16 protein-coding genes and 1 pseudogene are annotated in these 26065 nt (G+C 51.4%); all 17 read left to right on the top strand.

Annotated features, from left to right (window positions below):
• Positions 1 to 169: 169 nt before the first annotated feature.
• Positions 170 to 352 (top strand): annotated as a pseudogene (locus tag PUT07_RS20550) (IS91 family transposase); the annotation flags it as partial.
• Between the two features lie 546 nt (positions 353 to 898).
• Positions 899 to 7291, top strand: coding sequence for an S-layer homology domain-containing protein (locus tag PUT07_RS20545; protein WP_274470269.1), 6393 nt, complete (start codon positions 899 to 901; stop codon positions 7289 to 7291).
• A 152-nt stretch (positions 7292 to 7443) separates the two neighbouring features.
• A complete protein-coding gene (locus tag PUT07_RS20540) occupies positions 7444 to 8829 on the top strand; it encodes a family 4 glycosyl hydrolase (RefSeq protein WP_274470268.1) in 1386 nt (461 codons plus the stop codon).
• A 41-nt stretch (positions 8830 to 8870) separates the two neighbouring features.
• On the top strand, positions 8871 to 11081 hold the full coding sequence (locus PUT07_RS20535) for an alpha-galactosidase (protein ID WP_274470267.1): 2211 nt from the start codon (positions 8871 to 8873) through the stop codon (positions 11079 to 11081).
• 2 nt (positions 11082 to 11083) lie between these two features.
• On the top strand, positions 11084 to 11461 hold the full coding sequence (locus PUT07_RS20530; protein ID WP_274470266.1) for a cupin domain-containing protein: 378 nt from the start codon (positions 11084 to 11086) through the stop codon (positions 11459 to 11461).
• Positions 11458 to 13239, top strand: coding sequence for a glycoside hydrolase family 36 protein (locus PUT07_RS20525; protein WP_274470265.1), 1782 nt, complete (start codon positions 11458 to 11460; stop codon positions 13237 to 13239). Before PUT07_RS20530 ends, PUT07_RS20525 begins: the two co-directional genes overlap by 4 nt.
• A 34-nt stretch (positions 13240 to 13273) precedes the next feature.
• Entirely contained in the window at positions 13274 to 14275 is a 1002-nt protein-coding gene (locus PUT07_RS20520) for an aldo/keto reductase (RefSeq protein WP_274470264.1), read from the top strand.
• Between the two features lie 4 nt (positions 14276 to 14279).
• The gene (locus tag PUT07_RS20515) at positions 14280 to 15473 is read left to right on the top strand and encodes a glucuronate isomerase (RefSeq protein WP_274470262.1); all 1194 of its coding nucleotides are present in this window, start codon (positions 14280 to 14282) and stop codon (positions 15471 to 15473) included.
• Between the two features lie 132 nt (positions 15474 to 15605).
• Positions 15606 to 16562: an ABC transporter permease gene (locus PUT07_RS20510; protein WP_274470261.1), complete on the top strand. Its 957-nt coding sequence runs from the start codon at positions 15606 to 15608 to the stop codon at positions 16560 to 16562.
• Between the two features lie 28 nt (positions 16563 to 16590).
• The gene (locus PUT07_RS20505; protein WP_274470260.1) at positions 16591 to 17460 is read left to right on the top strand and encodes a carbohydrate ABC transporter permease; all 870 of its coding nucleotides are present in this window, start codon (positions 16591 to 16593) and stop codon (positions 17458 to 17460) included.
• Between the two features lie 123 nt (positions 17461 to 17583).
• On the top strand, positions 17584 to 19158 hold the full coding sequence (locus tag PUT07_RS20500; RefSeq protein WP_274470259.1) for an extracellular solute-binding protein: 1575 nt from the start codon (positions 17584 to 17586) through the stop codon (positions 19156 to 19158).
• A 104-nt stretch (positions 19159 to 19262) separates the two neighbouring features.
• Positions 19263 to 20225: a Gfo/Idh/MocA family protein gene (locus tag PUT07_RS20495; RefSeq protein WP_274470258.1), complete on the top strand. Its 963-nt coding sequence runs from the start codon at positions 19263 to 19265 to the stop codon at positions 20223 to 20225.
• An 18-nt stretch (positions 20226 to 20243) separates the two neighbouring features.
• Complete coding sequence (locus PUT07_RS20490; RefSeq protein ID WP_274470257.1) at positions 20244 to 22370, top strand: TIM-barrel domain-containing protein; 2127 nt, start codon at positions 20244 to 20246, stop codon at positions 22368 to 22370.
• A gap of 91 nt (positions 22371 to 22461) precedes the next feature.
• On the top strand, positions 22462 to 23481 hold the full coding sequence (locus tag PUT07_RS20485; RefSeq protein ID WP_274470255.1) for a response regulator: 1020 nt from the start codon (positions 22462 to 22464) through the stop codon (positions 23479 to 23481).
• Positions 23478 to 25298, top strand: a complete 1821-nt coding sequence (locus tag PUT07_RS20480; RefSeq protein WP_274470254.1) for a cache domain-containing sensor histidine kinase — start codon at positions 23478 to 23480, stop codon at positions 25296 to 25298. The genes PUT07_RS20485 and PUT07_RS20480 overlap by 4 nt, the downstream gene beginning before the upstream one ends.
• Before the next feature lie 331 nt (positions 25299 to 25629).
• Complete coding sequence (locus PUT07_RS20475) at positions 25630 to 25809, top strand: aspartyl-phosphate phosphatase Spo0E family protein (RefSeq protein WP_274470253.1); 180 nt, start codon at positions 25630 to 25632, stop codon at positions 25807 to 25809.
• A gap of 22 nt (positions 25810 to 25831) precedes the next feature.
• A complete protein-coding gene (locus PUT07_RS20470) occupies positions 25832 to 26059 on the top strand; it encodes a hypothetical protein (RefSeq protein ID WP_274470252.1) in 228 nt (75 codons plus the stop codon).
• Positions 26060 to 26065 lie beyond the last annotated feature (6 nt).

The raw sequence follows: 26065 nt of genomic DNA, 5'->3' as shown, positions 1-26065 counted from the left end.
GAAGAAGCACCTCGCGGAAGAATCCACGAACACCGAGCACTATTTGTGCACCATCGGGATGACCGAGGCGCAGCTTCAAGCGCTGAAGGCGCGCAGGGTCGGCTAAGGAAGACGGGAATTGAATGAATAAGGAGCTAAGCGGCTTGTTTGCGCTTAGCTCCTTTTTTAAGAAGAATGGAGCCGATTACTAACAGAGGATGTATTCCAGGTGAATCATCGACATGTGGTATTTACGATCGATGAAGGGCTGTGGAATGTTCTTTTATTTCATAGAAAAATGTTGAAAGAGTTCATGGACGAGGCCGTACGGATGATTAAAGAACATTTTGAGAAGAAGCATAAGATCGGACCGTCAGGGCGATATTCCCTGGCGGTTTTTTCTTGATCTGCGGCGTGGCGTGGCTCTCTCGTTGAGGGAGCCGAGCTTGCTTGGTCAGCCGCAAAGCGTAACTGGAATTTCTCCCGTTATTCGCGAGAAAATTAGCCCAGTCGTACGAATAAAGGGAACTCCTCCCGTTAATTCATCCCTATTTCGCGTAAAGGCTGAGAGTACGCGCTGAATAACGGGAGGAATTCCTGTTATTCAGCATTCGAGGATCCGCCAGGCTGCATGTAACAGGAGAAATTCCCGCTATGGGCGGGACTCTCGGTAGAGGCTTGGCTCTCTAGGAGGAGCCGAGCTTGCTTATGCAGCAGGCTGTGGGCAAGGGACTGCAGCTTGAACAAACCGAAAAAAACACATACCACCGTAATAAACTCCATGGTGCGTTTCCAATATCAGGAATAGAGTGGAGGTATCCCGAGGGATAGATAACGCTCATGAAGGGGAGATGCCGCTTATTCGTACAATCCGCTGGAATTAGGTTTTAGAAGCTATTACAAGGAGGCTCTCTCTAGGATGCTCACACAGCAGGTTCTGAAGAAAGTTGTTAGCTCTATACTTGCAATTGCTATTATGCTTACGCTATTGAATCCTCTCGGTCTCACTGTAACCAAAGCTTACGCCATGCCGGGAGACGAGTTAGGTTTATTCGAAGTGAACGTAAATAAGCCGGTAAATGCGATAGTTGACGTACCGAATGCAGCCATTGGGATCTCATTGCCCTATGGTGCTTCTTATCAAATGCTAAACGTAACAACAAATCCGGGCGTTACGGCCGCTGTTTACAGAAGTGATGAAACGACAGTCATTCCTTTTGCCGTAAGCAATATCAATCCAGGTGATGCCAAACTGGATCAATTCTCGCCGAATGGAACATCGTTGTACTATTTGGTGCTAACCGATATAAATGACAGCAGCAGCAGCCGGAAGTATACCATTACGGTTACTGTAGATATGGAGCTGCCGACGTCAATTGCAAACGCTATGGGACCTAATGACAAATATTCTCCGCTGAATATCAAAGCAGGCGAGCATGCATGGGACGTGCTGGGTGCTTCCAAAATCGGATTCGGCAGTACGACAGGTTCTATTGAGGGCCCTGGAAAAGCCTCATCTTACAGCGGGAAAGATTGGTTCGAATCGGTTTACGACCGCTCAGGCGACTATCCGGCGGCACAGACGGTTCCTGACTCCTGGCTGGGGGATAATATGTACCTGCAGCCAATCGGCAAAACGGATATGAATGCGCTAACGAAGTACGGAATTGAAAATACCGCCGGTCTGGATAAGCTTGGCTCGGATATATTACGCTTCCATGAATTTGCGCCTTTCAAAACTCCGGAAGGGGTGAGCCGGGACGACGGTGACCGCGGTGCGGTAAACAGCGACCGTCAGCGGCTCGAAATTAAGAGCAACACCAGCTCATCGAATATCGACGCCAACAGTGTGGGGGGGGACATCATGACCCATCATTGGAAGCTGATGCTCCCTTCGGAAACGATCAAGTATCAGATGGATGCCGCGCAGAAGGAAGCTGGTGACTTTATCGCGCCGCGTCGGTTCTTCCACATCTTCCAATTGAAGGCTATTGAAGGGAATGAGGCCGGGCAGCCGGTGACGACCCTTACTGTGGTTTCGGTTGATGGCAAAGGATACTTGGAATTTAGAAACAATCCCGACGGGGAAGCGGCAGACCGGATCAAGCCGCTGTTCACAATCCCGCTGGAACAGGTCGTGGACCGCTGGCTGGATATGGAGGTTACGATTCTAAGCGCCGATAAAGGCTATGTATATGGCAAGCTTGTCGATGTGGCGACGAATGCCGTGCTTTCGAGCGGGGGCATGACGGCTGAAACGTTGAGACGCCCCGAGGTTCTGAACCCGGTTACGGGTAAAAAGGAACGCGCCGATTTGCCTGCCGTAGCAGGCCAGCAGAACCGTTCCAAATGGGGGCTATACCGCGGTATGTACAACACGGTGAACGAATCGGTTTATGCCGATGAATTTCAGGCCGCCACGATGTATTTGTCCGATATTTACTTAATTAAAAGGGATGCATCGACGTATGTGTTCCCTGACGGCTGGAACCCGAACAGCCAGCCTAAGGATATCGTAGCATGGGCAAGGCCTAACGTTGTTTCCGGGGTGCCGGGCACCGTGTTCGACAACTTGGATTTGCCTGCACAGCTGGATGTGACGCTGAGCACGGGCAAAATCGAAAAGGTGAATGTTATATGGAGTCCTGAGGGCTATAGTTCAGAGGGAACGGGGAACTACAGAATCTATGGAGAATTTAACGGTACAGGCATCATGAATACCGCAAACATTCGGCCATATGTCGATGTCAATATTTCCGGAATCAAAAACTGGGCGGTAGCTCCCGGCGCGGAAATCAAGGTAGTTTCCCAAAGCGGAGGCTCAAAGAATAATTTTATCGATGGTCAGCCGGATACGTCTTGGCAGGCGCATAGCTCATTGGCAAAGACGGAAGGGTACCAGTACTGGGCTGCCGTCAAACTGGAAAAGAAAATCAAGATTAGCCAAATTCAGCTCGAATGGACCAGCAACAGCAAGTTCCTAAAGAATTACCAGCTATATTATACCAATGATGCTGCGGCATATGACGAGCTGATGGAAGGCACCACGTTGTCGGCCACCTCGTCAGCTACCAGGAAGCCGCTGTTAACCGAGCACGGGTCCGCTTGGACGATGATTCCCGGTGCCGGGAAAGCGACGGATTTGAGCAATAACGAAAAGGCCGATCTTACGCTGAACGAATCGGTGGATGCCCAATACGTGCTGCTTGTTGCCGATCTTACGCTAGATAATAATGCCGGCGGCATTAAAAGCAATGTGTTTAACATTATCGGGACGCCGGTTACTATTCCTACGGCGCCTGGTCCGATAAATCTATTGGATCCATCACGCTTTACACCGCAAGCAGGCGTGAACCTTAAGGTAAGCTCGGAGCATCCGGAGCATCCGGGTACAGACGCTTTGAAATCGGGTGGAGCCGGTTATTGGCGGAATTCCAGTTCCAACGTGTACAAGGAGAACTATGCGCCTTCTTCCTTGGCGTTAAGCCTTGACTTGGGGACTCCCAAGACGGTGGATAAGCTGTATCTGGAGATTCCTAATGCCATAGCCAATATTCAAAAGAATGCGACCAGATTCGAAGTCTATTACTCCAATGATCCTCAGTCTTGGGCTAGCGCGCCAACAGCTTCGGATACGGCCAACCATTACGACTGGGAAGGCAACGGCTGGAGGTTGGCAGGAGGAACAGAAACCGAAGGCATGTGGTCCAATGTAACTTACAACGGTCGGCAGTGGGGGTTCGATACCAAATCATTCTTATACCCGTTCACAGCCCGGTATGTGATGATCAACACGGTATTGGTCGGTCCCCGTGACCGCCGAGCCGACGAGAATCTTTCGGCCATGGGGCTGTCCGGATTGGCTATTTATGGAAAAGATCCAATTTCGAACGCAACGACGCTTACACCGTCCAAAGCTGTCTATAGCACATGGGATCAAACCGAGCCAATTAGCACTACGGTAAGCCTAGCCGGCGGGCAGACGGTTAAGGAAATAACCGATAGCCAAGGCAAAAAGCTTATTTTAAATACGGATTACAGGCTAACAGGCAATACAGTTAGTCTCGAGCCTTCATTCCTTGCCAAGCTGCCGCTGGGTACGAATGAGCTGATAATTCATTTCAATAACGGCTCCCCGTCTGTCTTTGCACTGGATGTGACGGCACGCGGGCACGGAGAGAACAGCAAGACCATCAAGATGAACGCCATTGGCGGAGTTTCGCCTTATAATGTTCTAGGCGGAGCCATGGGCACCGACGAACCGGTGGAAGGCGTGACCAAGAGGATTCGAGATGCTTATCACGCATATTATGGCGATCGTCCTGAGGCGACACTGGCGGATGATCATATTCAGAACGTTTGGGACAGCACCCTGCAGAGAAATGTGTTCAAGGTCATGGCCCAAGGCAGAGGCTTGAATAATGAATTCGAGGATAAAGTGCGTGACGGCGAATACGCTCACAAAGGTGTCTTTGACTGGGAAAAGGGCTATGTGGTCGGAGGCGCGGCCATCAACGACAGACAAAGAATCGAAATTCGTCCAAGCGAAGATTCGACCAAGGATTTTACGGCCTATGAGGGCGACATCGTTGCTTATCAATGGCTGTGGAATATTCCTGATGGAAACCAGTGGAACCAGCCTAACTTCAGACATATTTTCCAACTCAAAGCTACGAATGCCCAAGCTGCCGATACATTGGCGGGCGGTAACAGTGCCGGTGAGAACGGGGCTTATATTCTGGCCATGTCGATTACAGGCAAAGACACTAGAGAGCTTATCATAAATCATAACCGGTATGATGGCGATAAGACGCTGTTGAGAATTCCGTTAAAAGAAATCGGCAGCCACTGGATTAAGGTCGAGCTTAACGCATTGATTTCCGATTCCGGATGGTTGACGATTAAAATTACGGATACGGTTACCGGGAAGGTCTATACCTTCGACAGTCCGGACGTGTATCAAGTGTTTCCGAAACAAGGGGAAGGCGATGGTGTCAAAGACCTATGGAGAAGACCGGAAAGAACTGTCAAGGTCGGCAGTTCGAATGTCAATTTCGAGACTGAATATCCAGCCGCCTTCGATCAATATTTGCGTCCGAAGTGGGGGATTTACCGCAGTTCTAACGGAACGACCAACTCTGCCTATGACGCCGAGCTTCAGCTTGCCGATATCACGATATCCAAGCTGGCATCGGGTGTATCGTCCGCCAACCTCGCGCGGAATAAAAAAGCGTACAACGTAGGTTCGACGGAAGGTGCCAACGCGCTTCAGCTTGCATCCGTTCATGCCAATGTCTACGGCAATGCAAATAAACTGACCAACGGTGTCCTGGAAGACCCGATTGTAAGGGATGTTACGAACATTACCAGCCTGGATCAACTTGGAAATTACGTTTGGCTCGGTACGGACGGAGCTAGAAAGGGCAGCTTTGTGCTTGATCTCGGCCAAGCCATGGATTTCAGCCAAATCAGACTGTTCGCCAAATCCACCAGGCTGAAAGGCGCCATCGTCTCTGTATCCGATGATTTCAGCGACCATAACTCGGCTGCCGAATTGGATGCCATGACGTTCAAACAAACAGATCTCCGGACTACAGAAGGCTATACCTATGCAACAGGCAATCTGGATGGCGGAAATGAGACGACGGATGCATCCTATCCGATTAATCTTGGAAGAACCTATCATTCCCGATATATCAAGATTACGGTAGAGAACGCATCGGGCGGCCATACAGGCACGGATCTAACAGGACCTCCACGGCTAACCCAGGTTCAAGTGTTCAACGCGCCGATGCCTCCGCAGAATCTGAAAATAGCAGGCGACGGTTCGTCCGCCGTTCTAAAGTGGGATGCCAACGACCAGAGCGAAGGCTACACGGTGTATAACGGCCAAGCAATCGTGGCTGAATTGCCGGCAGGCTCGACTGGCTTTGTCTTACCGGCTGAATTATCCGGCGCAACCTCTATCTCGGTGAGATCCAAGGGGACGGACCCGTATTCCCGCAAATTTATGATATCGGCTCCAGCTTTCCCGGTGCTTTCGGCAGTCAATCCTGGATCGGGCGATTCCAAGGATACCCCGGCTTCACCGGGATCGGCAACGGCACCTGCACCGTCGAATAGCACCAATACGAATCCGGGCCGTATCGATCTTGCTAAGGACGCCATAGTAACGAAAGAGACAGCAGCCGATGGAAGTACGGTCATCAAAGTCGTCGTGGATCCGCAAAAACTGGAGAAAGCATTAGCTAATCCCGCTGTTCTTATCGAGGTGAAGGGTACCGACCCGGCCGTTCATGTGGAATTGTCAGGCAATGCCCTTCTCCAAGCGATCGATAAACAAAGCCATTTGATTATTCAAATGAACGGGATCCGCTACGAGCTTCCTGTTACTCTGTTCGCGGATATTCAGAAGGACTCCGTCGTAAACGTCTCGATAAAGAAAGTAACCGGCAAGGCTGCAGCCGATGTGAACGGAGCGGTGAAGAGCCAGAATGCGAAGCAGGTGATTGCGGATCCGATCGAATTTACAATCACCGTTAACGGTTCAGAAATGCTGGATTTCGGCGGCGTTTATGTTGACCGCACCATGATGTTGGACCAAGCAGCTATTAATCCTGCCTATCTAACCGCCGTATGGGTAGATTCGCACAACCAGCTGCATTTTGTACCGGCTGTCATAATGACAAAGGACGGTTCCACCGAAATAACGATTCGTTCGCCGCACAACAGCGTATATACCGTCATCCAATCGGAGAAGTCGTTCAGCGATCTGCAAGGGCATTGGGCCCAAGCGGATATCGAGCTGCTTGCGAATAAATGGATACTTAACGGTATGACCGATCGTCAATTTGTTCCGGAAGCTAACGTAACGCGTGCTGAGTTTGCGGCTATGCTGGTTCGTTCGCTTGGCTTGGCGGAAACAAAGGATAACACGTTCCAGGATGTCCCAGCCGCCGATTGGTTCGCTGGAGCCGTAGGCGCAGCGTATAAAGCTGGATTGATTAATGGCTATGAAGACGGTACCTTCCAACCCAACGCACTTATTACGCGCGAACAAATGATTACGATGATGATGCGTGCGATGAAAGCCGGAGGTAAGGACATTCAGGCAGACCGCTCGGCATTGAGTAGATTTGCTGATCATACGGTAATAGGAGAATGGTCGAAGGATGCCGTTTCTCAAGCCCTGAAAGCCGGCCTTATCCAAGGCATGCCAGACACGGAATTCGCGGCGCTTGAGCCTGCTACTCGCGCACAAGCTGCTGTGATGTTGAGACGTGCGCTGCAGTCGCTGCAATTTATCAACTGATTGACCAACGACCGCCCCCGGGTTTCCGGAGGGCGGTTTTTGGATTCCATAAAAGTGTAAAAAATCACAACCCCTCTAAAGTTTTGCCATCCCACAAATGGCGTTAGTTTTCTATACTTGTAGCGTGTGCATGACGGGGAGGAGGAGCAGGAATGAAATTTAGTAACGGGAAAGTTAGCGGGATCCAAATCGCTTATATCGGCGGAGGCTCCATGTACTGGGCGAAAAATCTGATTGCCGATCTGGCTCTGGACGATCAGCTGTCTGGTACGGTCAGGTTGTATGACCTCGATTATGACAAAGCTCGAAATAATGAAAAGCTGGGTAACTCGGTTTCGGACTATGCGGAAGCGAAATCCAAATGGACATATCAAGCGTACCCGACGCTCAGAGAGTCGCTTACCGGTTGCGATTTTGTATTTATTTCGATTCTTCCTGGAACGTTCCGGGAAATGGCATCGGATGTTCATGAGCCAGAGAGATACGGCATCTATCAAGCTGTTGGCGATACAACCGGACCCGGAGGTCTAGTTAGAGCGCTGCGTACGATCCCGATGTATGTGGAAATTGCCCAGGCCATTGAACGTTATTCTCCGGATGCCTGGGTGTTCAATTACACGAATCCGATGACGCTCTGTACCAGGACCCTCTATGAAGTGTTCCCGAAGATCAAAGCGTTGGGCTGCTGCCATGAAATCTTCGGCACGCAGGGCTTGCTGATTCGCATGCTGCGCGATATGGAAGGGATCGAAGGCGTGCACCGGGATGATGTGAAGGTTAATGTGCTTGGCATTAATCATTTTACATGGATCAATCAAGCGACATATCAAAATTTGGACTTGATGCCGATGTACCGGCAATTCGCAGACAAGTATTACGAATCGGGCTTTGAGCATAACAAAGACGCTTGGATGTCGAATCCGTATACAGGTGCCAACCGGGTGAAATTCGACTTGTTCCGGCGCTTTGGCGTTATTGCGGCAGCGGGTGACCGGCATCTGGCCGAATTCATGCCGCCCTGGTATTTGAAGGATCCGGAGACAGTCCGAACCTGGAAGTTCGGACTTACGACGGTTCACAGCCGCGTAGAGAAGCATAAGGCAACAGAGCTTTACTACGGTAAGCTTCTAAGCGGGGCAGAGAAGCTGCAATTGAAGCCGTCGGGAGAGGAAGAGGTCCGGCAGCTCAAAGGGCTGATCGGGTTGCAGACATTCATTACGAACGTCAATGTTCCGAATCAGGGGCAAATGCAAAATATTCCGATAGGAGCGGTCGTGGAGACGAACGCCGTGTTCTCTGCGAACAGCTTGCGCCCGGTTCATGCGGGTGCGCTTCCGGCGGCAGTGAACAATCTGGTGCTGGGGCATACGGTGAATCAGGAGCTCATTCTGCAAGCGGCACTTCAAAAAGACAAAGCGTTAGCGTTCCATGCGTTTGTGAACGATCCGCTTATGACTATCGATGTGCGGCAGGCTGAGGAACTGTTCGACCTCATGCTGCATAACACGAAAGACTATTTGCCGGGATGGAACATCTGACGGAGGCAAAGTATAGACCCTAACGACAAAGAGGTGCGGCAATGGGAATTGTTTATGATCCGGATTCACAAATCTTCCATTTACAGGGGAAGTCAAGCAGCTATATCATGCAGCTCGTTAAATCCAAATACCTCGCTCATGTCCATTGGGGAAGTCGGGTACGGGGAAGCCGCCTTGGTGCTCATCTTGCGATGAGACGCCGGTGCTCGTTCTCGCCGTCCACTGATCCTGACGATCTGACGCTGTCGCTCGATACGCTGCCGCAAGAATTTCCTGCGTACGGCGGAAGCGATTTCCGCGTTCCCGCCTATCAGGTTCAGCTGGAAGACGGTTCAACGGTCAGCGAACTGGTCTATGAGTCCCACCGGATTTACGACGGCAAACCGCAGCTGGAAGGCTTGCCTGCGACATACACGGAGCATGCCGACGAAGCGGAAAGCCTTGATATCTTGCTGACCGATGCGGCAATCGGGCTAACGGCCGTACTTACTTATACGGTTTTCCGTGATTTCGATGCGATTTCCCGGTCCGTTCGTTTCATCAACACAAGTGAGCGGCCCTTGAAGCTGCTCCGTGCGTTCAGCTTCGGGATTGATTTCCCGCATGCGGACTTCGATATGCTTCACTTATCCGGTACTTGGGCCCGCGAGCGCCATATCGTTAGACGCCCGATTACAGCCGGCGGTTCGGTCATTGAGAGCCGCAGGGGGAGCAGCAGTCATTCGCTCAACCCGTTCATGGCGCTGCTATCGAAGCAGGCGGACGAAGACACGGGTGAGGCTTATGGCTTCAGCCTTGTATACAGCGGCAGCTTCGCCGCCCATGCGGAGGTCGATCCTTACGGAACGACCCGTGTCGTGATGGGGATCAACCCGTTTGATTTCACCTGGCTGCTGGAGGCGGGGCAGCCATTCCAAACGCCGGAGGCTGTTCTCGTCTATTCGTCAGAAGGTCTCGGCGGCATGTCGCGCACCTATCACAAGCTGTATCGCACGAGGCTTTGCCGTGGCATATACCGCGATCGTGACCGCCCGATTCTCATTAACAACTGGGAAGCCACTTATTTCAACTTCGACGCGGATACAATAGAGGCGCTGGCCAAGGTAGGGAAGGAGCTGGGGATAGAGCTCCTTGTGCTCGACGACGGCTGGTTCGGCAAGCGAGACAATGACCGCAGCTCGCTGGGCGACTGGTTCGTCGACCGCGGCAAACTGCCTGCAGGCATGCCTGATTTGGCCGCCCGGGTGAATCGGCAAGCGCTGGCCTTCGGGCTGTGGTTCGAGCCGGAGATGATATCCCCGGACAGCGAATTGTACCGCGCCCATCCCGACTGGTGTCTCCATGTGGCGGGACGCCGCAGAACGGAAGCGAGACATCAGTTGGTGCTCGATTATTCCCGGCAAGATGTGAGGGCGTACATCGTCAAGGTCATGACAGATCTATTGGCAGGCTGTCCGATCGCTTATGTCAAATGGGACATGAACCGCAATCTGACGGAAATCGGCTCGGCGCATATTCCTCCGGAGCGGCAGCGTGAGACGGCACACCGCTATATGCTGGGTGTGTATGAAGTCATGGAGCGGATCACCTCCGCATTCCCGGGCGTGCTGTTCGAGAGCTGCTCCGGCGGCGGCGGAAGGTTCGATCCGGGCATGCTGTACTACATGCCCCAAACGTGGACCAGCGACAATACAGATGCTGTGGAACGATTAAAGATTCAATACGGAACAAGCATGGTCTATCCGATCAGCACCATGGGTGCCCATGTCTCCGCTGTCCCTAATCATCAAGTGCACCGTACGACCCCTATAGATATACGGGGACATGTGGCCATGTCGGGCAATTTGGGCTATGAGCTGGATTTGACCGTTTTGACAGAGGCAGAGAAAGAGGCTGTCAAACGCCAGGTTGCTCTGTACAAACAGCTGCGCCCGCTCATTCAGTTCGGAGACTTTTACCGCCTGATGAGTCCGTTCCAAGATACAAAGGCAGCCTGGATGTTCGTTTCGGAGGATAAGAAGCAGGCGCTGGTTGCCTATTTCCAAGTGCTGGGGGAACCTAATGCACCTCTGAAGAAGCTGAGATTGAAGGGGCTGGAGGCAGCCGCCGATTATCGTGTATACGATGCGGATGCGCCGGATGAAGCAGCGTTCTGCTTCGGCGGCGACGAGCTTATGCATATCGGACTGCAGTTACCGGTTTGGAAAGGTGATTTCCGGAGCCGACTATATCGAATACAAATGGAGGAATGAGCATGAGGAAGCTGCGTTTGAGCGAGTTGAGCAATGTCACTAGCGGTCATATTTTAAAGGATGTATTGCCTGGGCAATATTTGTCTTCCGGCGGTCTTGCCTTCGCCAAGCAAGGAGAACGGAGCCATACGAATGACGGGCCGGACGGCAGAGACTACCATATTCACGGGGATTGCGAAGCCTTCATCATTATGCAGGGAACCGGGACGATGGAGATTAACGGGGAGCATATCCCAATCGCTACAGGGGACATTGTGATCGTTGAGCCGGGAGAGGACCATCATATGAACTCAAGTGAAGAAGATCCCATTGTAACGGTATGGTGCCATGCAGGTCCTCTGCGTCATAAAAACCAACAGCAGCAGGGGGATACTGTATGAACAAGGTCATAGCTACGGAGACGCACACGTTTCACTTGACCGTAGAGGAGCAGGGCTTCCGAGTTTCACTTTCCGCAGATAAGCTCGGGGACGGCCGCGATCTGATCCTGCTTCGCTTGGAAGCGGATGAAGCGCTAACGCCTTCTTCGCTGACACTGCGCTGGTCGCATCCCGCCTGTGACATTCAAGGCAGCTGGCATCCGGCACATGACCGGAACAAAAGCTTCAAAGCCGACTGGATGCGCGGTTTCCGTTCGAATGCGGCGGCATCCGCGCCGGTTCACGCGTTATTCAACAGCCAGGGCAGCAACCGGCTCACTTTTGCCTATTCCGATGCGCTCAATACCGTTCACTATGCGGGAGCGATCAGCGAAGAGACGGCTGAATTCCACTGCAAGGTTCAATTGTTTGTTGAAGAGACGGCGCCTTTTCAGACCTATGAAGCCAAGCTTCTCGTGGATACCAGAGATGTTCCCTATTATGAAAGCTTGCGCGGTGTAGGGGAATGGTGGAGCCGGATGCCGGAATATACACCGGCGTTCGTCCCTCACTCTGCCAAAGAACCGATGTATTCCACGTGGTACAGCATGCACCAGCGCGTGACGGATGAGCACATTGAGCAGCAGTGCCTCCTCGCGAAAAAGCTTGGGATGGAGGCCGTTATCGTCGACGACGGGTGGCAGACGGAAGATCATCGCAGGGGATATGCCTACTGCGGCGATTGGGAAGCTTATGACGGGAAATTCCCCGATATGAAACGGCATGTGGATGCTGTTCACACCTTGGGTATGAAATTTATTTTGTGGTATTCCGTGCCCTTCATCGGTAAATACAGTAAGGCGTGGGACCGTTTCAAAGATAAGATCCTGCGGTATAACGACAATCACGGCGCTGCCGTGCTCGATCCGAGATTCCCGGATGTCAGAGAATACATCATTCAGAAATATGAAGAGGCCGTGACCGCATGGGGCTTGGACGGCTTTAAGCTTGATTTCATCGATACATTCTATTCGCCGGAGCAGCAGCTCCCCTCACAAGCAGAAGGCAAAGATTATGAATCGATCCCGGCGGCGGTCGACCGTCTCCTGACGGACTCCATCGGCAGGCTGCGGGAACTCAACCCGGACATCATGATTGAATTCCGCCAAATGTATGTCGGCCCGGCCATGCGGAAGTACGGAAATATGTTCCGGGCGTCGGATTGCCCGAACGATAGCACCCAGAACCGGGTGCGGACGATCGATATCCGGCTCATTTGCGGGGATACGGCCGCTCATGCCGATATGATCATGTGGCATCCGGAAGAACCGGTGGAAAGTGCGGCGCTGCAGCTCATCAACTGTTTGTTCTCCGTTCCGCAAGTGTCGGTCCTGCTGGATAAGCTGCCGGACGATCATTTGGCGATGCTTGCCCACTACCTTGTTTTCTGGAAGGAGCATCGCGCATTGCTGCTGGACGGCTCAATGGAACCGATGAACCCTGAGCTTTTGTACCCGCTTGTCCGGTCTGTGAAAGGAGATCAGGGGATTGTCGTCACGTATTATGACAGCGTGGTTCCTCTTCCAACGACCGGCTCCGTGCGGAAGTGGATCGTGGTCAACGGAAGAAGGCAAAATGGAATGATTTTAGACGTATCCGGCAAGCCGACCGCGGCATGCAGAGTGATCGTCCAAACATGCACGGGAGATATTGTGGAAGATTCGTCCGTTCAACTGGCAGCAGGACTGCATAAGCTTGACGTTCCCGCCTCAGGCATGGCCACCCTTTACCTTTTATAGCTCATATTTCTTACTTCATTAGGAGGCTGTAAGCATGAATTATATGGCAAATGAACATCGGTATTCGAAGATGTCTTACTCCCGAACGGGGCAAAGCGGGCTTAAGCTTCCCCCGATCTCGCTAGGATTATGGCACAATTTCGGAGGCAGAGATACCTTCGAGAACAGCAGAGCTCTGGCGCGCCATGCGTTTGATTTGGGGATTACGCATTACGATTTGGCGAACAACTACGGACCTCCTGCAGGCTCTGCAGAAGAAACGTTCGGGCAAATTATGAGCAAGGATTTGCATCCGTACCGCGACGAGTTGATCATCGCCTCCAAAGCGGGGTACCGGATGTGGGAAGGACCCTACGGTGAACGGGGTTCCCGGAAAAGCATGCTAGCCAGTCTCGACCAAAGCTTGAGACGGATGGGGTTGGATTACGTGGATATTTTCTACTCCCATCGCTTCGATGCCGAAACGCCGCTTGAAGAAACGATGGGTGCTTTGGATCAAGCTGTCCGGCAGGGGAAAGCGCTATATGTCGGCGTTTCGAATTATAACGTGGAGCAAACGGAGCAAGCCACTCGCATATTGAAAAGCTTGGGGACCCCCTTTGTCATCCACCAAGTGCATTATTCCATGTTCGAGAGACGCTTGGAGCAGGGACTGCAAGAGCTCCTGGCCCGTGAAGGCATCGGGTCGATCGCGTATAGCCCGTTAGCCAGGGGGCTGCTTACAGACCGTTATTTGGAACATATTCCGGCTGATTCGCGCGCTGCCGGAGGCAGCGTTTTTCTTAAACCGGAAGATATTACTGAGGAGAAGATCGCCAAGTCAAGAAGATTACATGTTCTGGCGCAGGAACGCGGTCAAAGTCTGGCTCAGATGGCTCTGGCATGGGTGCTGCGCAACGGGCAAGTTACCTCAGCATTGATCGGGGCAAGTAAAGTGAAGCAATTGGATGACAATGTGGCCGCATTGCAGCAAACCTATTTCTCGGAAGAAGAGCTGGCGCTCATCGATCAAATTCTCGCCGGTAAGGAGGCTTGAAGGTATGGAGCTGCAAGCTAGCAAGGAAACGTTTGCCAAGCGGATTATGCAAATGTCCGTACTGGATACGCACACCCACCTTGTAGGTGACCGTCTGGCTGCCAGGGATTTCTGGGAGGTCGCCCATTATTTCTGGCTGCACCGTGAGATGCAGGCGGCAGGCTATTCGGCAGCCCCCATGGAACTCCCGGAGGATGAACGCATTGCGGCGTTCCTCGAGGCTTACCATGGAACGCGGAATACGCTCATGAACATGGCGTTTACCCATATTTTCAGTGATCTTTATGGTATCACGATCAGCGACGAGGACTCGGTGCGGGAGGCGGATGCTGCCGTAAGGCAGTCCAACCTTAATGCCGGCTGGGCACAGGAAGTAGCCGACCGGATGCAAGCGCAGCAGTTTGTCGTGAACATTGCTGAGCATGCGGAGTTTCAAGGCATGAAACGGAATGCCATTCTCATCCCGCGTATCGACGGCAAGCTGGGTGCATGGGTCAAGGAGATCGAATCCTCGCCTGACCCGGCCTCTGCTTTTGCACAAACATGCCGGAACCTGGCGCACCTGTTCGACAGCTATCAAGCGGATGGCATTCAAGGCATCATGACGACTCTGCCGAGATACGAGGCCAGCGCCCACCGCAAGGTCGTCATCGGCCAGGGCAGCACCAAAGATGACATCCTGATGATGATGCTTCACGAAGTAGGAGCGGCAGCCGAGAAGAGGGGGCTGCTTGTGCAGCTGTTTCTCGGCGTGGAACGCTCCTGGTGCGGAACCGCTGTTCCTGCTAACGATCCCGCACGCATCCTAAAGTTGTCCGCCTTGTTCGAAGCCTATGGCTGTCCGTTCGAACTCGTTGTAGCTTCCGAAATGAACAATCTGGATATCGTGCAGGCGGCATGGAATTTCCCGAATGTGCACGTCGGAGGGCATTGGTGGTTCAACTTCCGCGCGAGCACCTACCGTGACAGCATGCAGTATCGTTTGGAGGCGCTTCCTGCGATGAAAAGCTCGCTTATCGTTTCCGATGCCCGCTGCATCGAGTGGAGCTATGGCAAAATTACCGTCATAAAACGGCTCGTTAGCGAATTTCTGTGGAATCAAATTGAAGCAGGCTGGATTGATCATGCCCTGGCACTGCGTATTGCTGAAGATTGGTTGTATCGAAGTGCAGCGAAGCGCTATGGTGTAGAGTCCTGACAGAGGCTCTCTCCATGGCTGTCGATCGTAAAAAAACACATATCTCGATAAGTTACACCATCCCTGAGTGCTTATAACTCTTGTAAGATAGAGAAGTACACAAACTGCTGCAGGCATGAAGGGGAGGAGAACATGGCAAGTAAAATTCAGCCATCCGATCGAACGGTTTACGAATTCTCATCGCAGAGTCAGAAATGGGCTTTTATGCGAAAGCATTGGCCGATTTACGTGATTTCGTTGCCGGGAATTATATATTTCTTGCTTTTTAAATATATCCCGTTATTCGGATCCGTTATTGCTTTTCAAAACTACAACATTTTCAGAGGGATCAAGGGAAGCCCTTGGGTCGGTCTCGAAAATTTCCATCGCATGTTCCAGTACACGGAGTTTTTGCAGATTTTAAAAAATACGATCTTGATCGGCATCTATGATTTGGTCTTTGCCTTTCCGGTGCCCATTATTTTGGCCCTGCTCATTAACGAGCTGCGGATGCTGACCTACAAAAGAATTGTGCAAACCGTCGTCTATATGCCGCACTTTCTATCATGGGTTATCGTTGGCGGGGTTGTCGTCGGCGTGTTGTCGCCGTCTACCGGGATCGTCAATCATCTCCTCGGATTATTCGGAATTGACCCGATTTACTTCCTGGGAGAGAACGAGTACATTCGTACGATTCTGATCTCCTCCGGCATTTGGAAGGACAGCGGTTGGGGCACGATCATTTACTTGGCTGCTATTGCAGGCATTAACCCCGATCTGTACGAAGCCGCCCAAATCGATGGGGCCAGCCGAATTCGGCAGGTGTTTGCCATCACCATACCAACGATTCTGCCTACGATTGTGATTCTGTTCTTGCTTCACATCGGAAACTTTCTCGACTTTGGCTTCGAACGCGTCTTCGTCTTCCTGAACCCGCTTAACAACGAGAATGGGGAAATTATCGATACGTTCGTCTACCGCGCGGGACTCGTCGATCGACAGTACAGCTATACGACCGCTATTGGGTTGTTCAAATCGGTGGTAGGTTTAGCTTTAATCATGATTAGCAACACGTTCAGTAAAAAGATGACCGGTGAAGGCTTGTATTAGTAGCCTGAAAGAAAGGAGGCAGCTCGCGATGATCATGACTAGAGGCCATAAAATATTTAATATTTTCAATATTATACTGCTCGCAGCACTCGGTTTAAGTATGGTACTACCGCTCATCCATATCATAGCTCAATCCTTGAGCAACAACGTCGCCATTAACGCAGGGCAAGTATCGTTGTGGCCGGTTGGCTTCACACTTGGCAGCTATAAGCTGATCCTGCAGGATCCGACGATTTGGCTGGGGTTCCGGAACAGCATCGTCCTTACCGTTTTCGGTACGCTCATCAATTTATTTATGACGACGACGCTGGCTTATCCGTTATCCAGACCTGAATATTTGTTCCGTAAAACGATTCTGATCATGGTGCTATTCACGCTCATTTTCAGTGCACCGTTGATTCCGAACTATTTGCTAGTGAAACAGCTTGGACTTCTTAATACGCTGTGGGCCTTAATGCTCCCAATGGCCATCAGCGCGTTTAATTTATTCGTCATGCGGTCGTTTTTCCTGAACCTGCCTATTGAGCTGCTGGATTCAGCCAGAATGGATGGCTGCGGTGAGTTTCGCATCTTGTGGAATATTGTCCTTCCGCTTTCCAAACCGGCACTTGCCACCATGGGCATTATGTACGCAGTCGGACATTGGAATCGCTATGCGGAAGCCGTCTTCTATATTGACAACCGGAATTGGATTCCGCTCCAGGTTCGTCTGCGGGAAATTGTATTTACCGATCAGTTTGGCCAATCGGACGTATCGTCGGAGCTGATGCTCTTCCTGTCACCGGAAGGAATTAAAATGGCGGTCATTGTTGTTGCTACGGTACCGATCCTGCTCGTATATCCGTTCTTGCAGAAGCATTTTATTCAAGGTATGATGGTCGGATCTGTCAAGTCTTAACCTATCGGTGTACCAATCGTATAAAATGACATACCTCCTTAAATTTATACATTCAGAAAAAATATGACAGTCGCTATGATAAGGATGAAATCGCTTGCAATCAATGTGGAAAGAAGGGGTTATATGAAAAAAACGATCTCTCTCACTCTGGCTGTCATCATGGCGGCCTCCGCACTCACCGCCTGTTCGTCCGAAGGAAAGGTAGCGGAACAAGCTTCCTCGCAGCCGTCCGCCGGCGCCAAGAAAGAACCGGTCAAGTTCTCAATCCTGTTCCCGACGACGGTAAGTACAGGCTATCATACCCGTGTGCCGGATTTGAACAAGGACAAATGGGTGCTGAAGCTTGAGGAATTGACCAACACGGATTTGGATGTCAAGGTGATGGAGGATGCCAAGTTCGGCGTCATGTTCGCAAGCAACGATATTCCGGATGTGGTCGGCAGCATTGGCGGTCCTGGCAGCAAATCGATGTCCGGTTCCGTCGAGAACGGTGTTTTCATGCCGCTCGATGATCTGCTGAAGCAGTATGCCCCAAATTTGCTTAAGAGCGTTCCGAAAGCAGCTTGGGACAGCGTTTCATATAACGGAAAAATATATGGTATTCCGGAATATTTGAGCAATCCATCGCGCCGCTCTACGTACATACGCACCGACCTTCTGGAGAAAGCCGGCCTTCAGCCTCCGAAAACGGTGGATGAATTCCTGAATGTGCTGCGGGCGTTCAAGAAGCTGGGCGTCGAGAGTCCGTATCAAATGCGTGAAAACTTCAAGTACGCTGACGTTGTTCTCGGGGCATACGATGTGTTGCCGTATAAGGACCAGTTTGAGCTGGTGAACGGCCAGGTTGTTCCGAAATTTTTCGATGTGGAAAATGTACAGAAAGCACTCACAACGTTCAAAACGATGTACGACGAGGGTCTGATTCCGAAAGAGTTCGCGACGGTCTCTTCCACCGATTTCACCAAAAGTATTGAATCAGGCAAGGCGGGCATTTGGTCGCAGAACGCTTCGGGGCTGCCGGGCTACCGCACGAAGATTCAGCAAGCCGTTCCCGGCTCGAAGGTCGATATTATCGACTCGCCGAAGGGACCTGAGGGCAAAGGCGGATACTTCTATTACGCACCGGTGATCCGGACGTTCTTCATTAACAAGAATGTGAAGCAGGAAACGGCAGCCGGCATCGTGAAAATGTTCGAGTGGATGATTTCGCCGGAGGCCGAAAACTTCTTCACCTTCGGTATCGAAGGAGACACGTACACGAAAGACAGCTCCGGTAATATTAACTATAAGTTCCCGACGACGAAGGAAGAGACGGATGAGGAAGGCTTCCGCAGCGGAACCTTATGGGCTGTGCATGATTCCACTTACAACAAACCGAGATTAATGCTCAATGAAGACGGCAAAGCTACGTTGAAAGCATTTGATACGGTGCTGACGAAGGAAGGGCTGCCAGGAATCGGGTTCTATCCGGATCTGAGCACGTTCTCTAAATTCCCGGATCTAGCGGCACCGCAGCCCGACGTAGGTCCGAAAATCATCATCGATCACATGATCAAAATGATCTATGGCAAAGAGCCGATTTCCGATTGGCCGAAAGTCATCGAAGAATATAAAGCCAAAGGCGGCAACGAAATTATTAAAGAAGCAACCGATCGTTGGAACAAAAAGCAGGGCGCCATCATGATCGATATCAAATAAGAAGGTCATTTTATTGGGAGAGTACCCTTTTTGCAGATCAATCTGCTGCTGGATACTCTCTTCTTTTGATAAATATACAAGATTTACAAGGAGGTAGTTTGCACGTGAAAGCCATATTGGTTGGGTTGGGTTCCGCAGGGTATAGCTGGTATAAAAGGCTTCGTGCTCAAGGGTTGTTAGCGGCCGTTGTGGAGGTGGACCCGGCCATGAAGGAGAAAATGCAGGATGATCCGTATCCCTTCTATACATCGCTGAAGGAGGCCTTGGAGCAGGTACCTGCGGATTTCCTGGTCAATGTGACCTCTCCGATGATGCACACGGCGGTGAATCAAGCGGCATTTGACCATCAACTGGCGGTCTTGTGCGAGAAGCCGATTTCCTTCGACTATCGGGAATCGGTAGAGGTCGTAGCGAGGGCACAGCGGGAGAAGATCCCTTTCATGATTGCCGAGAACTACCGGAGAATGCCGTATATCCGTAAAGTGAAGCAGCTTCTGGACGAAGGGGTTATCGGCACCTTGTCTTCCATGGACGTGCAGTTTTACAGATACCATCACGTAAGCCGGAAGTATACGGTTAGCATTTTAGACGACATCGGTGTTCATCATTTTGATTTATTGCGTTATTTCAGCGGATATGAAGGCGTATCCGTTCAGGCCAAGTTATACAATCCGAACAACGCTTGGCTCGAAGAAGGGGCAGTAATTAATGCTTATGCGTTCCTTGAAATGGAGAACGGCATCACAGCGTCCTATCAAGCATCGATTTCATCAAGAGGAACGGAAACGCCATGGAGCGGCAACTGGAGAATTGAGGGTACTGAAGGGGCCATTGAGGTTGTGGATAAGGAAATCCGTGTCATTCGGAACGGAGAGACGAAGCTAGTCAACGATTATAGCGGTGTGGATGAAACGGATACTTTGGCGGAGTTTCTGCGTTCTCTTCAGGAGGGACGCGAAGCCGAAACAAGCGGCAGAGATTATTTGAAGACGCAGGCCCTTGTGCATTATGCCAAGCTGGCAAGCGAATCCGGTCAAGCTCAAATGATTCAGGTTCCGACACTATAGCGAAATGGAGATTGAAGCATGACAAGTGCAAATTGGGAACAGAATGCGCCGGGTGTTTGGCGCTTGACGATACAACAGCCTCAGGGGATCACTCCCCTATCTTGGATGGGCGTCTCGCCTAACAACGAAGCTTTGCAGCTAATGCCTCAGGTTCAACCGCCTTTCGGCTGGGACTGTGTCCATCTGGAGGAAGCAAACGGAAGTATCATCCTTTCCTTCCCGCTGAACCCTACGGAGAAGCTCTATGGCACGGGCCTTCAGCTTCTGCGGATGAACCAGCGGGGCAGAACGCGGTATTTGCGTGTCAACAGCGATCCGAAACAGGATACCGGCGAAACGCATGCGCCCGTTCCCTTCTATGTAAGCGATCAGGGGTATGGTGTCTGGGTGGATACGTCCCGCATCGTGACGATGTATTGCGGCTCCACCTTGAAGCAGAAGGATACGCATCACGAACACATTCGCGACCGGAATACGGATCGCGGCTGGAAGGCGACGCCGGTTGCCTCCCGGGTGGAAATCCGCCTGCCGGCTGAAGGCGCAGCTGTCTATGTGATCGGAGGTCCGACGCTGGCCGATGTGGTGGCCAGATATAATTTGTTATGCGGTGGCGGTGTCCTGCCGCCTAAGTGGGGGCTTGGCTTCTGGCATCGCGTCCCGACGCTGTACACCGATAAGTTAGTGCTGGAAGAGGCCGCTCGGTTCCGGCTTCACGATATCCCCTGCGATGTGATCGGACTGGAACCGGGGTGGCACAGCCGCAGCTATCCGGTCAGCTACGAATGGGAGAAGGCGCGGTTTCCCGACCCTGCGGGCTTTGTGAAACAGCTGGGGGATCAAGGCTTCCGCGTCAATCTCTGGGAGCATCCGTACGTCTCGCCGGAGAGCGAGTTGTATGCGGCGCTGCAGCCGCTCTCCGGCAGCCATACGGTATGGGGAGGGCTTGCCCCGGATTATTCGCTGCCGGAGGCAGCGGACTTATACAAGAACCAGCACGGCGATCAGCATGTGAATATCGGTGTGTCCGGATATAAGCTGGATGAATGCGACGGCAGTGAATTAACCAATAATTCCTGGATGTTCCCGGCACACGCCCAATTCCCCTCCGGCATGGACGGGGAGCAGATGAGGCAGATGTATGGCTTGATGTTTCAGAAAATGACGGCGGATCTCTTCCGCAGCCGAAACCGCCGGACGTACGGGCTGGTTCGGGCTTCGAATGCAGCGGCATCTACAATGCCGTATGTGCTGTACTCCGATTTGTATGATCACAAGCAATTCATCCGCGCTCTGTGCAGCTCTTCTTTCAGCGGCTTGCTGTGGACGCCGGAGGTTCGCCGGGCGAGGAATGCTGAAGATTGGGTAAGGCGCATGCAGACGGTATGCTTCTCCCCGCTGGCCATGCTGAATGCCTGGGGAGACGGTACTAAGCCGTGGTCGTTCCCCGAAGTGGAAGCGATTGTCCGGCATTACATCAAGCTGCGGATGAGGCTGCTGCCTTATTTGTACACGGCGTTCGCCGTCTACCGAGAGAAGGGGATTCCGCCGTTCCGGGCGATGCCTTTCGTCATGTCGCCGGCGGAAATTGCTGCGGCTGAGGCAAGCGGCGCCAACGACGAGACTCAGCAGCTGAACACTACGGATGCAGCCTACGGGAAGAAGGTCGTGAAGGAATGGGACGATCAGTACATGATCGGCGACCTGCTGCTGGCGGCTCCGCTGGTGGAAGGCGAGACGGAGCGCGAAGTGCTGCTGCCAGCCGGCATCTGGTACGGACTGGAGACCGGGGAGCGGTACACCGGTGGCAGCGTCATCCGCGTTCGGGCCGGCTTGGAAACCATGCCTATTTTTGTGAGAAGCGGCTCCGTTATTCCTACGATGGCTCCTCTGCCGCACGTTCCGGCTTCAGGGGCTTTCGGCGAGATCGAATTCGTGCATTTCGGAGACGAGCCGGGTACGGGACTGCTCTACGAGGATGATGGCGACACCTTTGATTATGAGAAGGGGATCTGCACCTGGTGGCAAGCGTCGGTTACGCATGATGAAGAAGGCCATTATGCCGGTACAATCGAGGGGAACGGGGCGTTGCCGGCTTCGTTGCCGGCTATCGGATGGAGATTCGCGCAAACTCGTTTGGAAGACTAAGGAAACCATGCGGATTTATTGGTTGATGAACCTGATGCACTGAGTTATCATAATTGGACTAGAGCACTTAGCAGCATAAGGGGGTCTGGACATGCATGTACTGATCGTAGACGATGAACCGGTTATTCGCAGAGGCATGGTGAAGATGGCGGAGCTGTACACCCCCGCCTTCACCAAAGTTCAGACGGCTGAGAACGGCGAAGCGGCTTTGGAGCTTATTCGGGTATCGGAGCCGGACCTCGTGCTGACCGATGTTCGGATGCCCAAAATGGATGGACTCGAGTTATGCCGAATTATTCATGAGGACTTTCCTCATATCAAGACGGTGGTTATATCCGGCTACAATGATTTTGAATATGCGCAGAAGAGTATGAATTACGGTGTCAGACATTATCTGCTGAAACCGGCTACGAAATCCGATCTGCACGACATGCTGGACCAGTTGATCAAGAAGCCTGCCAGCAGCTATATGCCGCCCTCGCGGTACATCGAGTGGATCGATCAGATGGAGGAGCAGATCTGGGCTCTGCAAACGGAGGAGATCGCCGGCCTGATCGTGCGTTGGCGCGAATACTGCTTGTCTGCGAAATTGTCGTTAGCTCAGCTCAAAGAGCTGTTCAACGATTGTCATGCGATGCTTGTGAAACGCTTCCATTCCCGTAATTACTCACCAGCCGGCTTCTCCGCTCATCAGCAGGCAGGTACGGTGAAAGAAGCGCTGGATGCGTTCGAGAAAAGTCTTCTGCACATGATTAACGAGCTTCATGCCGTCCGGAGCGGCAATTTCAAGGATCCGATGGAGGAGGCTAAAGCGTATATCGACAGCAGGCTGTCCGAGGATATCTCGCTGGACGAAGTGGCGGCTATGGTGGGACTGACGCCGACGTATTTCAGCTCGCTTTTCAAAAAAATTACCCAAGAGACCTTTGTTCAATACCGGATTAACAAGCGGATGGGAAAAGCGAAAGAAATGCTGGAGATTCCGCATGTGCGAATTGTTGACGTTGCCGCCGAGGTCGGGTATGACGACTATCCGCATTTCACGAAAACGTTCAAGAAAATAGTCGGCGTCTCCCCGTCCGAGTACCGCGCCAGATTGGGTATTAAATGAAAATCAGAGGCTTTACGAAGAAAATATTCGTATATTTCCTAATCGTGATTATCGTTTCACTGAGCTGCGTCGGTTTTTTTTCGTACATTATTACGTCGGGTGAGCTGGAAGACATGGTCGAGAACCAGATGAATCAGATTGTCGGAAACGCGGTTCATCATACGGATCTATATTTGAATGACTATGAACGTTCCATCGTTTCGCTGCTGACGAACAGGCAGATCATGGAGTTCATTGACCTGCCCGCCACAAGAGAAGAGTACGATTATTACACCTATCGGAAAACGATCCGGGAATTTAGTGTCGACCCGTTATTCATACGGAATCCCAAATTGGCAGCCGTCTACTTAATTAGCGATAAGAAGAATGCCGTTTACTATTATAACAATGTCACTGAGATGTCCTTCGGTGCCGAGGATGTTCAAAGACAACGGGAATATTTCCTTGCGAACACGACTGCGGATGGGAAGTTAAGCATTCTCAACCACACGATTATTGAAGGTCAGGATAATCAAATGCTGACGCTGGTCCGACGTATTCGCGGCTATACTTCCCCGGAGCTATCCGGCTTGCTCGCGATTGAGATGCGTTCAGCGGATCTGTCCGCGCTGTGGAAAGGCATTGATCTAGGAAAGTACGGGTATCTGTTTATCATTGATGATAAAGGACGCTTCATTTATCACCCTGACGGGCGTAAAGTCGGCTCGGATGTGCCGCAGGCGTTCTTCCAGAAGCTCAACCAAGCCGGCTCAAGTTCCTTTACGGATAACAGCGAGGGAGATGAACGAAGATATGTGGCCCGCCAATCGGATTATTCCGATTGGCAGCTTGTCGTTTCCATGCCGGTACGCGAGCTGCGCAAGCCGCTTTCGAACATTCGTTCGACCACGCTGGTCGTTGGTCTTTTTACATTGGTCTTGGCGATCCTGCTGGCTTACAGGTTCGGTAAATCTATTGCCAAGCCGATTCAAACCCTGAAAACAGGCATGCGTGAGACGGAGAAAGGGAATTGGGCTACCATACCTCTCCCGCCTCATCGGGATGAGATTGTTGAGCTCATGGTCCGATACAACCAGATGGTGAAGAGGCTCTCTGATGCTGTGGACCGCGTCGTCCAAGTGGAGCTGAGCAATACTGAAATCAAGATGGAGCGCCAAAAAGCCGAGTTTCAATCGCTGCAGCTGCAAATCAATCCGCATTTTATGTACAACACGTTGGAGACAATCGTATGTTACGCCACCATTCAAGACTCCGAGGAAATCTCTGAAATTGTAAAGGCGCTTGCTTATATGCTGCGATATTCCGTCCAGACAAATCTCGAAGAAATTACTGTGGCCAACGAGTTAAAGCATGTCCTGTATTATTTGGTCGTGTTGAAGCATCGCATCGGCCGGGATTTCGAAATCGATGTCGCTATCCGCCCGGAATATCTGCTGCATGTTATGGTTCGCCTGACGCTGCAGCCGCTCGTTGAGAACGTTTTCCAGCATGCATTCCCGGACGGCTTGGAGGATTACCATTTTGTGCGGATTGACGGAGGTGTCAGCGAAGGGATTTTCTGGATTTCCGTTGAGGATAACGGAGCGGGCATGTCAGAGGTGCAGCTAGCGCAGCTGCAAGAGAAACTGAACGCCAACAGGCTGGCGGACGGCGAAGCGGATGAGGCGGGGAAAAAAGGCGGAATCGGTGTTTTGAACGTCCACCGCAGAATTCAAATGGTTTATGGCGAGCAGTACGGTCTTAGAATTGAAAGCAAGTTTGAACGAGGAACGAAGATGACGATGGTGATGCCGGCATTGCCGGATCAAGCTATTTAGTCACCTAGTCGACAGTATCGAAATCGAGGGTGGATGGCGGTAGCGTGATTCGAATTGTGAAATCTATCGATTAAGAAACGGGCTATCACGCATTGTGTTAGCCCGTTTCTTTTTATTTGTGAGAACAATATTTTTCAGAATACTGCAAGTTACAAAAGAAAATGGATCCCCAGGATCCGATCTCGATCGGCACGATCGGTCAGAATCGTCCGGAGATAAATACTTCTTCAATAGATTCCTAATATTTTCCTAATGGACTTAGGCTAATATCTTATTACAAGTAGTTACTTAATTAACTTTCGAAATAAGATATAGAACGGAGAATGATATTATGGAATCTATTCTTCAAGAAAAAATTGAAACCTTAAGAACTGAAATGATAAATCAAGTTTTAATAAACGGGAGTCTTACACATGAGAAAGTAGTTTCGGTAAGTCAGCTTTTGGATAGATACATTTTGCTATATCAAAAATTTATATTAAAGCAAGCAAAATTGAAGTGTATTTGTTGACCGGATATGAAAAAGACCCTCATTGCAGTTTCATTGCATCGACGGTGGATGCCTGCGTAAAACGGGCCTCTCTCTTATCCGCGAACCTGCCAAGTTCCAGGAAGACAAGTCAGGCGTCAAGACGACCGGGTTTCTGTTCTCTCCGCCGAAGGAGTCCAAGAACGGCGTCATCTATGCGCCGACAGGTCCGGGGCTCTGCATGGATGTGGCGACATTGAACGGGTTACTGCGCAAAGCTTTGCAGGTTTGATACAGC

The sequence above is a fragment of the Paenibacillus sp. MAHUQ-63 genome (assembly GCF_028765165.1).
Classification (GTDB): Bacteria; Bacillota; Bacilli; order Paenibacillales; family NBRC-103111; genus Paenibacillus_E.
Note: the sequence above shows the minus strand (reverse complement) of the source record. Positions and strands in the feature narration are given on the sequence as shown.